Here is a 9,895-nt window from a genome sequence, read left to right as displayed (position 1 = left end):
GGGGGATTCCACCTGCGCAGGCCCCTGCTGTATCTCCGCCACGCTGCCGACGCACAAACCCCAGGCGGTCATGGCGCCGGCCTCGGCCTCCAGGACGTGGCGGGAGCGGAATCTCGGGAAGCCCAGGCGGTTGGGAGACATGGTGGTCATCGCGATGACGCGATGACGCCTATCCAGGAAGGCGACGTCGATGGCGAACCGCATGCGGAAGGTGTGCACGCTGCCGGCCGGAGTGAGCAGCAGCGCCCCCTCGATCCCGTCCCGCCCGAGCAGCCCCCGCGTCCGGGCCCGGTAGGAGGCGGCCACCTCCAGCTCGACCTCCACCGGGCCGCTCCGCAACTCCCCGCTCCCGTCTTGCCACTTCGCCATGCGACCACCCTAGCTAGGGCTTACGGCCCCGCCTTCCGGGGAATGCGGACGGACAGGGCCGCAACGGCGCCAGCTGCTGGCCCGCTTCAACCCACCGAGGTGTTGCACGCCATGGAGGGGAGCGAGCGGAGCCCCGCACAGGTGCAGAGGTAGAACTGGATCAGGAAGCCCCCCGCCTGCGGTCGCGGCCGGTCAGATCTCGTTCATGCCGCCGTCGAGGTACCAGGCGCACTCGGCAAGGGCGTACAGCCATGCGGTTTCCCAGTCGTTTGCGTCGACTGCCGCGACGCTCTCGGCGTCCTCAATGAGTATGAGTCGTAGGGCCTCAGGGCCGGAGCGTTCGTAGGTGCGGGCGTCCTTTCTGCGCCGGGCGGCCAAATGACGGGACGCTTCGAACCTGAACTTGGGGTCGAGCTTGTAGCGGTCGAAATGGTGCTCCAGCCGTTGGGCCTTGAGCGGAGGCCAGTCCTCCGGAGGACGGACGGAGAACTCCGCGACAGCACCTTGGTCGGCTCGGAGGATGCGGGCGAAGAGCCACCGTTCGCTTCCGAGGTCGTCGAAGTACGGGTGGAACGGCTCCGCCGCCGGATCGGTGTAGAAGTATCTGCCCTTGCCCTGGTTGCAGGGCCCGCAGACAGGCACAAGATTCAAGGGCGTGAGCGCCAGGAGAGGGAAGAGGTTCTTCGGGGCGTGGTGGTCGATCTGCTCTGGCTTGGCGACCCCACAGATGGTGCATCCGTAGATCGCCGCCGCCTTCAGCGCGTCGTAGAGCTTGCTGCCTCCGCCACCGACGAACGCCTTGTCGTAGGTGTCTGTGAAGCGGTCCTTCTCCTCGTCCTGGGACTGGCCGCCAAACTCGGAGTGCAGCAGCTCGAACAGGGCGCCTGCCTCCCCCCGGGCCCGGTACCGCCGCTCCTGCCCTTTGAGCTCTGGAAGCCGAGCGGCCATCTCCTCATCCCAGCCCTGCTTCTTCAGCCAAATTGTGCAGGTCTTCATCACGTCCTCGACGGTGATCGTCGGCTTCTGCGGCCACCGCATCAGCGTTCCCCCCGCGCCGAGAACGTCATCGCGCGGAGAAGAGCACGGGCTTCAGCGCCCAGGCCCGTGAATCGACGTGTGATCTCCGCGTAGGTTCCGCCGTTCGCGACCTCCGCGGCGATTGCCGCGTGAAAACCCGTCGAGGTGACTTCCAGGCCGAACACGTCGTAGGTCAACTCGCCTACGCTCTCCCCGTAGGTTTCAAGATCAGGACGGCGGGCGGTGAGTTCGGTTCCGTGGCGTTCCAGGGCGTAGACGCAAGAGGCCGGAACTTCCTGAAGCACGACGGGGGAGTGGGTGGCGATGACCGCCATGCCGTTGCGGTCGGCAAGCAAGCTTGACAGCGCGTTCGTCAGGGCAGCGAGCAAGGGAGGGTGCAGGTGTGTTTCCGGTTCGTCGATCAGGACCAGGGTTCGCTCCTCGACCACTTCGATCAGTCGGGTCACCATCAACAACACCGCCGCGTGACCAGAGCTCAGGTTTGCAAAGACCCTGCCCATCTCCCTTTCGAGAGTCCCCTGGCTGCCTTCCCTGATCATGGCGTCGATCACTTCCAAGTCCCCGTCGAGGAAGCCGCTCGCCCCGTAGTTGAGCGTGTCGATGGCCCGACGCCAGCGGACACCTCGTGCCCCGACCCGCGCTTTGGCGAAGCTGCGGACGAACTCGTTCTTCAGCTCATCGTCGGACTTGAGGCCGCTCTTGGTCTGGTGCCGGAGGCCGATGAACTCGAACGGCATGTCCGTATCGTCCGGGACGATGTACGGATGGCGATCGAAGGGACTGAAACTGACGACCACACAGCTGGAGAAGCGGCTGGCTTCGTCCCCGGGACCGGAGCCCTCCTCGATGTCGAGCTCTACGTTCGCGGCGGCTGTGGCTATGGCGTGGAGTAGACGCGACTTCCCGACACCATTACGGCCGATCAGTGCGTGCAGGTTGGTCGGCGGCAGAGTCCCCGGTGTCGACTCGAACTTCAACTTGGGAGCTGGAAGCAGCCCCTTCTGCTCGGGTGTGTACGACCACCTGAACGGAACAATGCGGGCACGGATCCCGAGGGCAACGCGCCGGGTGCGATCCAGATCACCGGGCGACCGCCCGCGAAGGAGAGATGCGGAGAACACTGGCAGATCGATCGTTGCCTGATCCGATGGCTCGGCGTAGGCCGCATCCTTCAACGCGTACAGGATTTCGTGCGCCATGGATTTGCCGAGGCGGCGCCGTAGCAACTCGTAGTAGTCGTCCTCCATCCCGAGGCTGAAGTAACCGGCGCTCAGCTCCGTGAAGTGGGCCGGAAGGCGATCGGATGTGCGATTCCATCCAGCTGTCGTCATCTCAGCGTGCCCGATGCGCAGGAAGCCGATCATGACCAGGGAGCTGTCTCGCAGGCGTACCGAGAGATTGAAGGCGGTGACGAATCCGTGGTCGTTCCAGCTGTCCTTCATCAGGTAGGCGCCGTAAGCCTGTGGGATCGCTGCACGCCATTCCAACACCCGGAACTCCAAGGCAACTCCCATGTCTGGTCGACGGCCTCTGTCGCCGATCGGCAGGACGCAAGCATGCCAAAAAGCTCGTACCCAGGCCGTGTCCACGGAGAAGTTGAAGCAGGCCTCGCGCTCTGGCGGCGATCCCCTCGGAGCTGCTCCTCCGAGGGAAAGCGCCTCTAGTCCTAGGGCTTCCAGGCGCGGATCTCCAGGCCGACGATCGGCGTACCGGGCTCGATCCGGTCGTTGTCGACGAGCCACTTCTGCACAGCGGCTGTGACGTCGCCGCCGGCCGCGTCGACCATGGCTTTGAACTCGGCGCCGTCGAATCCTTCCTCGCCGGAGCCCGGGCCTCCTCGGTTGTCGGCGTAGGCCCGCTCCTCCGTCCCGTCGCGGCGCTGGACCACGTTCCGGCGGACACCGGGGGAGTCGGCGAGGCGGCCGGCGTCGTGCTTGAAGGAGCCTTTGCGGGCCCGCACGGTGAAGGCCACGAGCCCGCCGTTGGCGGCCGCGTCCTCCACGACCGGCCGCAGCCGGCTCGCACCGGAGGCGATGTGCTGCTTGCCGGCCTTCGCCAGCGACGAGGACCAGGTCTTGACCGGCTTGCCGTCCGCGCCGATGACCGGTCGCCCCTTGTCGTCCTTGACCGTCCGCTCGGCCCGCAGCTGCGTCTTGCCGCGTACGCGGGCCTCGGAGCCCTTGCGGGTGAGCCGCGGCCGCACGTGATGGGCGGCCAGGGCCTTCAGGCTCGTGATGTCACGCGGCCCGCCGGCCTGCACCTCCTGGACCACCGCCCGCAGCGCCTCCACCATCGACGCGCCCTTGTTCTTGGTGAAGAACTGCGAGACGAGCGACGGGTTGCGGCCGAGCATCTCCCCGACCTGCTTCTTGTTGAATCCCGCGTCCAGCAGCTGGTCGGTGAGCCGCGCCGCCTCGTTGCGCTGGGCACGACGGCCGCCACTGGCGGCGCGCCTCTTTCGCGGCGTCATGCTGCCGCCCCCTCGTCCTCGTCAGCGCACTCGTGATCGGAGTACGTCGTCGTGTCGTCGTCGAACTGGCCGTCACCGCTGTCGCCACAGCTGTGGCACTCCCACTCGGCGCTCCAGGTCACCTCTCCGCCCTGGCCGCAGTCGTGCCCGGACGACGCGGTGTCACCGTCGTCCCACACCACCTCACCCGACGCCCCACACTCCGGGTGTTCCCACCGGCCACCCCATGCCACCTCGCCGTTCACAGCTCCTCCGCCTCCAGGGCCTGCCGGCCGAGGCCCTGCAGCACGTAGAACTCCTCATCGGTCGTGGGCGTGGTCTGCTCCCAACCCATGGCCCCCTTGAGCAGGTAGTCGCCCGGCTCACCGCTGTAGGGCCAGTCCGGGCGCACCGAGCTGTAGATGGCGTCGGTCCGGAAGGCGAGGATCGACCCCGCCGGCAGGTGCAGCGCACCGGCCCGGGCGGGCTTGCCCGTCGCCGGGTCCGTCGTGCCGGTCGGGCCGGACAGGAGCGCGGCCCGGGCCGCCGACCACACGCCCGCAGCCCACTCCGGGTGCGCGTACTGGTCACGGGCGAAGCCGCTGTTGCGCTCCCAGGTGGCGTGCGTGTCGGTCAGGCCGGTCAGCCGGCCGCCGTCCGGGATCTCCGGGACCTCGCCGCCGGCGCCGAGCTCGATCGAGCCGGTGGTGATGCGGGGGCGCTGCGCGAACGTGCCGATCCCGTACAGCAGGATGCTGCGGACCGCGCGGGACGCGAGCCGTGCGGCCTGGCGCTGCTGCTCGTCGCCGTGCGCCCCGGCCAGGGCGCGCAGCGACTTCCAGGCGTCCTTGAGCTTGTTGGACCAGTCCTTGAGCGGGTCGCCCTTCTCCCAGACCAGGCCGTCGAGGATCTCCACCTTCCAGGGCTGGATCGGGTTGCGCAGCGCCTGGTTGATCTCGGCGCCGCCGGCCCAGGTGGTGAAGGTGCGGCCGCCCTCGTAGGGGTAGTGCCAGGCCCGCTCGCCGGGAGCGGGTGCCGGCAGCAGTCCGACGTGGTTCCAGTCCTTCGGGATGGTCACCCGCACCTGCCAGTGGCTGGGGGAGAACAGGGCGTTGGCCTGCTCCTTCTCGCCCAAGGACGCGAAGGCTGCCGCCGTCATCCGCTGCGGTACGCCGACGCCGGAGGTCCAGGTGTGCTTGGCGTAGGCGAAGGTGCGGTCGGCCTCGTACCAGCCGGGCACCCGCTCCGGCATGCGCGGCGGGGTGATGAGTTCGGTGCGGCCCTGTCCGGCGGTGGCGTGCAGCAGGCCGCGGATCTCCTGGGACATGACCGGGTAGCCGTCTGCCCACTTTGCCCCGGCCTTGGCGGGGATGGTCCGCGACCACAGGTCACGGCCGGTCTGTGACGGCGAGCCCATCAGCACGACGTCGTCCCAGTGGCGCTTGAGGGCCTTCCACAGTTCGACGAAGGCAGCTCGGACGGTGGCCGGGTGTGCGCCTGCCGGGTCGAACCATTCGCCGACGCTGCGGATCTCGGTGTGTTGGTCCTTGCCCCGCTGCCAGCGGCCCACCGGGTTGCGGGGGTGCACGAGGTGGCCGGCCTGCCGGTCCTTGCCGCGGGAAGACTCGATCTGCCAGCCCTCCGGCAGAGGACCGTTCAGCCACTCGGACACGGCGTCCTTCAGGAACTGGTGCCGGGCGGCGTTCAGGTGCCAGGGGTCACCGGCCGTGATGTAGATGCGCTCCACGTCCGCGGACACTGTCGCGTACACGGCGGTCAGGATCTCGGCGACGCTCGCGCGCCCGAGGTCCAGGGTGACCGCGCCGGCTTGCCACACCAGCACACCGGTCGCGGTGTCCAGGAAGGCCATCTGTCGGGTGGCCTGCTTGAAGTTGGGCCGCTTCGAGGTGAGGTTCGGCTCGGCGTAGATCCACCGGTCTCCTGCGGCGCCGTCCGGGATCGATGGCAGCGTCCGCTCCTGCTCGGCGTCGGGCGGTGTCACGGCGACCTGGGGGGTGGGAGGCTGGGCGGTTGCGGGCTCCGGCTTCTCCTCGGTGGCCGCTGTCGTGTCCGGCTCCTCGGCGGCCGCAGCCGCAGGGGCGGGTGAGGCCGCGACGGGCTGGGCTGTGGGGCGCAGGTTTGGCGCTGGCGTTCCGACCGGTTCCTTGGTCGGCTGTTCAGCCGCCTGCGGCTCCGGAAGATCGTCGGCGACGGGGATCGTTGGCCGGAGCGTCCGCGGGCGAGCTGGGGGGGCTCTGGGGGCCGAGAGAGGGTACGAGAGCCACGACGTCGATCACGGAGACGCCGGCGGACGTTGCGATGCGGTCTGCCTTGGCCTTTTCGAACGCGCCCAGCTCCACGATCCGCCGGTCCCGCCGGGTCTGCAGCTTGTCGAGTTCCGCCTGGAGCTTCGTGAGGTCGCGTAGCAGCGGCTTGATCTCGTCCCGCAGTTCGCGCAGCTCTGCCAGGCCGCCGCTGAAAGCCTTGCTGTCCATCAGGAAACATCCTTCGTGGGTCGGTTGAGGCTCTGGTTGACGGCCGTCGTGCGGTTAGTTCTTGGCGTTCCTGGCCTCTTCGCGGAGTTCCTGGAGCTTCCGTCCGCTCGGGACATGGGTGTACTGGCCCCAGCCGTTGATGTCGCTTCCCGTCTGCGCCTTGAGGGCGGGGGAGGGCTGCGCGAACGCGCGGCCGTCGGGGAGCTCGACCCAGCCGTCCGCCGAGATCGTTGCCTCGTGCGTCCGGTGGCGCCGAGGCTGGTGGTGCACGAGCTTGTCGCCGGGAGCGGCCAGGCCGGCCTCGATGATGAACATCAGGCCGCCGAGTCCCCTCTCGACGCTAGTGCCCTTGGCGTCTTTGCCGTCTCCCAGGAGCTCGCGGCGCAGCACGTCGTTGGGCGTGTCCACGAGGGGCTCACTGTGCCGCTGCAGGTACGCGAACACCTCGTCATCGATCTCGATCTTCCGCATGATCTCCCTCTCTACACTCTCCACTTTGTATTCTGCCAGATCCCAAGTTTAGTGTTCAATCGGGTTGGCATGGAATCCGGGCCATGCTCACGAAGCGGAAGGCTGCTGCGCCGTGTGCGTGATCGACGCGTGGGCCGCGCACGTGCATCTGCGGGCGTTGGCGGCTGCCAAGGGCTACCCGATGCCTCGGTGAGGATCGGCCGGGCGCCATACGCCGGTTCGCTCTTCGGACCGGACGTGATCCCGTACGCGGACGGGGTCCCGGCGGAATGCCCGGAAGGGCATCGCACCGACCGGGCAGCATGACGCCCATGGAATCCGAGCTACCCATCGCGTTCATCACGGGCGGCAGCGCACTCCTCGGAGTCGCCCTCGGCATCGGCGGCACGAGCTGTTCGGGCACATGGTCCTCGCCCGGCAGGTCTTGCCCTGGTCGGCGAGCATGAGCTCGACGTCGGTCTCGACCTTGTGCTCCTGGTCCTCTTCGACGGCGGCCGCGGTGGCGGCGACTTGGCGCCCTTGGGCTGGGCACGCAGTTGTAGGGGGTTCCCCGGCTGACGCCGAAGAGCTGCGCGATAGCCGAAACGGCTTGCTTGCCGACGAGATCCCGGGCATTGAAGACCTGGCAGGCCAGGCATCATCCGTAAATGACCGTGACTTCGGCACGATCAACGTCGAGGTCGACACCGAGCTCGCCAAGCTCGACCCGGCCGGCTACCGGCCGCTGAGAGCCTGCCGCCGCGAGCGGCCCTGACCGCCACGGACGCGCCTTTGATCGGCCTGTATGTGCGTAAGGGCGGTTCGCAGCCGTGGGGTTGCTGCGATCGTTGGGTGAACACGGACGGTCGGCGAGGTTGGGGGCGGCATGGGATGGAACCTCAGGTGGGTAGTGGCGGGGGGCGTGACGGTGGCGGCTCTCGCCGTGCCGGTGTGGCTGTGCGGGGCGGTGGTGCTGCCACCGCTGCTGGAGGATCCCGCGATCCGCTGGCCACTGGCCTCCACGCTGGGTACGGCGCTGGCCGCACTGGCGGCCTTGTGGGGCTACGGCTTCGCCACCCGGGGCCGCCCGACGACCGGGCCGACACCATCCAGTCCGTCGGCGCAGGCCACGGCTGAGCGCGCCGTTGCCATCGGCGGGAACAACCATGCCCCCGTCTCCACCGGTGACGCCCCCGCGCCGACTTTGCCCGCACCCGCAGGACCGGCTGCCGGACAGCCCTCCGCCCCGCCGGCGCCGGGTACCGTGTCCGCGTCCGGGGAGCGGTCGATCGCCATCGGCGGAAACAGCTCCGGGTCCCTTGCCACCGGCGACCGGCCCGGAAGCCCGAACTCGTGAAGTGGCCCTTCCAGCGTGGCGCCGCACAACCGGAGGCGCCCGCCCCCGAGCACGGCCCGCGCGTGGAGGCGAGCGCCGAGCGGGCTGTCGCGATCGGGGGGAACAACTACGCCCCCGTGCTGACCGGGGACGCCAGGGCGGTGTTCCTACCGCCCGACGCGTTCCTGCCGCCCGCCGAGGTGGCGGCCCCGGCCGGGCTGGACACGCTGGTGGTACGCCCTGGCCTGTTCGTCGGACGCACCCGCGAGCTGGAGCGGCTGGATACTGCGCTCGCCGGCCCGGGCGGGGCGGTGGTGCAGGCGGTGGCGGGGCTGGGAGGGATCGGGAAAAGTACCCTGGCCGCGCATTGGGCGGCCACCCGCGCCCACGGCCGCGCCCCGATCCGGTGGGTCACAGCTGACAGTCCCGCTGGTGTGCAGGAGGGGTTGGCCGACCTCGCTACAGCCTTGCAGCCGACCCTGTCCGGTGTCCTGCCGATCGAGGCGTTGGCGGAGTGGGCCATGCAGTGGCTGGCAAGCCACACCAGCTGGCTGCTCATCCTGGACAACGTCATCGACCCCGCCGACATCACCCCGCTCCTTGCTCGCGCCGGGACGCGGGGACGCTTCCTGATCACCAGCCGCCTCGCCACCCCCTGGCACGGCATCCCCACCGTGGTACGCCTGGACGTCCTGGACGAGACCGAAGCCCTCGACCTCCTCACCCGCATCGCCACCGCGGCAGGCCCCCGGGACCTGGACGGCGCCGCCGAGCTCTGCGCCGAACTCGGCCACCTGCCCCTGGCCGTCGAACAGGCAGCCGCCTACCTGGCGCAGAGCCCGCTCACCACGCCCCGCGCCTACCTCGCCATGCTCCGCCAGTACCCGGCGGCGATGTACCAGCAAGGCGCCGTCGGCGTCACCTCACCCGAGCGCACCATCGCCCGGATCTGGCACATCACCCTGGACCAGATCACCGACCGCGAACCCCTGGCCGCAGACCTGCTCCGCATCCTGGCCTGGTACGCCCCCGACCACATCCCCGCCGGCCTCCTGGACGGCCTCGCCGACCCACCCGCACTGCAGGCCGCGCTCGGTCTCCTCACGGCCTACAGCATGATCACCCCCGACCCCGCCACCGGCACGCTGGCCGTCCACCGACTCGTCCAGGCCCTCGCCCGCACCCCCGACCCCGACGACCCCCACCGCCCGGCCAACGCCATCGACCGGGCATTCGACGAGGCCGCCACTCAGATGTACACCGCCCTGCCCGATTCCTGGGACACCCCCGCGACCTGGCCCACCTGGCGTGCTCTGCTACCCCACATCGACGCCCTGGCCGACCACGCACCAGCCGACACCGCCACTACCAACCTCGCGAGCCTCCTCAACGACACCGGGCTCTTCCTCGACAACCAGGGCCAGCTCACCCGCGCGACGGAGTACCTCCGACGCGCCCTTGCCGATTCCGAGCGGGTGCTGGGTGAGGACCACCCCGACACCCTGGCCTCCCGCAACAACCTCGCCTACACCTACGAGTCTGCGGGGGACCTGGGCCGGGCCATCCCCCTGTTCGAGCAGACCCTCATCGCCTCCTTGCGGGTGCTGGGTGAGGACCACCCCGACACCCTGACCTCCCGCAACAACCTCGCCACCACCTACGAGTCGGCGGGTATCCCGGGCCGGGCCATCCCGCTGCACGACCAGAACTTGGCCGACCGGGTGCGGGTGCTGGGTGAGGACCACCCCGACACCCTGA

General features: G+C 69.3%; 11 protein-coding genes. 3 read left to right on the top strand and 8 right to left on the bottom strand.

What is annotated here, in order from left to right; translation table 11 throughout:
- The 8 genes from SGA01_RS38525 to SGA01_RS38495 all read right to left on the bottom strand — a co-directional run.
- Positions 1-369: DUF192 domain-containing protein (locus SGA01_RS38525; RefSeq protein ID WP_141302857.1), on the bottom strand; the 369-nt coding region annotated here is incomplete at its 3' end.
- A gap of 192 nt (positions 370-561) precedes the next feature.
- Positions 562-1,407 (bottom strand): HNH endonuclease, encoded by an 846-nt coding sequence (locus tag SGA01_RS38520; RefSeq protein WP_141302855.1) that lies wholly within the window; start codon positions 1,405-1,407, stop codon positions 562-564.
- Positions 1,407-2,909: an AAA family ATPase gene (locus tag SGA01_RS38515; RefSeq protein ID WP_167534289.1), complete on the bottom strand. Its 1,503-nt coding sequence runs from the start codon at positions 2,907-2,909 to the stop codon at positions 1,407-1,409. Before SGA01_RS38515 ends, SGA01_RS38520 begins: the two co-directional genes overlap by 1 nt.
- A gap of 164 nt (positions 2,910-3,073) precedes the next feature.
- Positions 3,074-3,877, bottom strand: a complete 804-nt coding sequence (locus SGA01_RS38510) for a hypothetical protein (protein ID WP_141302851.1) — start codon at positions 3,875-3,877, stop codon at positions 3,074-3,076.
- On the bottom strand, positions 3,874-4,059 hold the full coding sequence (locus SGA01_RS38505; protein WP_255325369.1) for a hypothetical protein: 186 nt from the start codon (positions 4,057-4,059) through the stop codon (positions 3,874-3,876). The genes SGA01_RS38510 and SGA01_RS38505 overlap by 4 nt, the downstream gene beginning before the upstream one ends.
- 59 nt (positions 4,060-4,118) lie before the next feature.
- Positions 4,119-5,858: a Mucin-19 gene (locus tag SGA01_RS38500; RefSeq protein ID WP_229918580.1), complete on the bottom strand. Its 1,740-nt coding sequence runs from the start codon at positions 5,856-5,858 to the stop codon at positions 4,119-4,121.
- A gap of 175 nt (positions 5,859-6,033) precedes the next feature.
- Positions 6,034-6,351 (bottom strand): hypothetical protein, encoded by a 318-nt coding sequence (locus SGA01_RS42500; protein ID WP_229918581.1) that lies wholly within the window; start codon positions 6,349-6,351, stop codon positions 6,034-6,036.
- Between the two features lie 54 nt (positions 6,352-6,405).
- Complete coding sequence (locus SGA01_RS38495; protein ID WP_141302849.1) at positions 6,406-6,822, bottom strand: restriction system modified-DNA reader domain-containing protein; 417 nt, start codon at positions 6,820-6,822, stop codon at positions 6,406-6,408.
- Positions 6,823-7,411: 589 nt separating this feature from the next.
- On the opposite strand from SGA01_RS38495, the gene SGA01_RS41360 reads away from it, so the two are divergent.
- The 3 genes from SGA01_RS41360 to SGA01_RS38485 form a co-directional block, all read left to right on the top strand.
- Positions 7,412-7,576, top strand: coding sequence for a hypothetical protein (locus tag SGA01_RS41360; protein ID WP_167534288.1), 165 nt, complete (start codon positions 7,412-7,414; stop codon positions 7,574-7,576).
- 147 nt (positions 7,577-7,723) lie between these two features.
- Positions 7,724-8,158 carry a hypothetical protein gene (locus SGA01_RS38490; protein WP_141302847.1) on the top strand — a complete coding sequence of 145 codons (435 nt, stop codon included), beginning with the start codon at positions 7,724-7,726 and terminating at the stop codon, positions 8,156-8,158.
- Between the two features lie 446 nt (positions 8,159-8,604).
- Positions 8,605-9,895 (top strand): tetratricopeptide repeat protein (locus tag SGA01_RS38485; RefSeq protein WP_167534287.1); only part of this gene is annotated, 1,291 nt, incomplete at its 3' end.

The sequence above is a fragment of the Streptomyces gardneri genome, assembly GCF_006539185.1.
Lineage (GTDB): Bacteria > Actinomycetota > Actinomycetes > Streptomycetales > Streptomycetaceae > Streptomyces > Streptomyces gardneri.
The sequence above is the reverse complement of the archived record's forward strand: the minus strand, read 5'-3'. Positions and strand labels throughout refer to the sequence as shown.

Excerpts from the sequence above, each read along its gene's own strand:
- SGA01_RS38520 (WP_141302855.1), bottom strand. The coding sequence starts at position 1,407 with ATGCGGTGGCCGCAGAAGCCGACGATCACCGTCGAGGACGTGATGAAG.
- SGA01_RS38510 (WP_141302851.1), bottom strand. The coding sequence starts at position 3,877 with ATGACGCCGCGAAAGAGGCGCGCCGCCAGTGGCGGCCGTCGTGCCCAG.
- SGA01_RS38495 (WP_141302849.1), bottom strand. The coding sequence starts at position 6,822 with ATGCGGAAGATCGAGATCGATGACGAGGTGTTCGCGTACCTGCAGCGG.
- SGA01_RS42500 (WP_229918581.1), bottom strand. The coding sequence starts at position 6,351 with ATGGACAGCAAGGCTTTCAGCGGCGGCCTGGCAGAGCTGCGCGAACTG.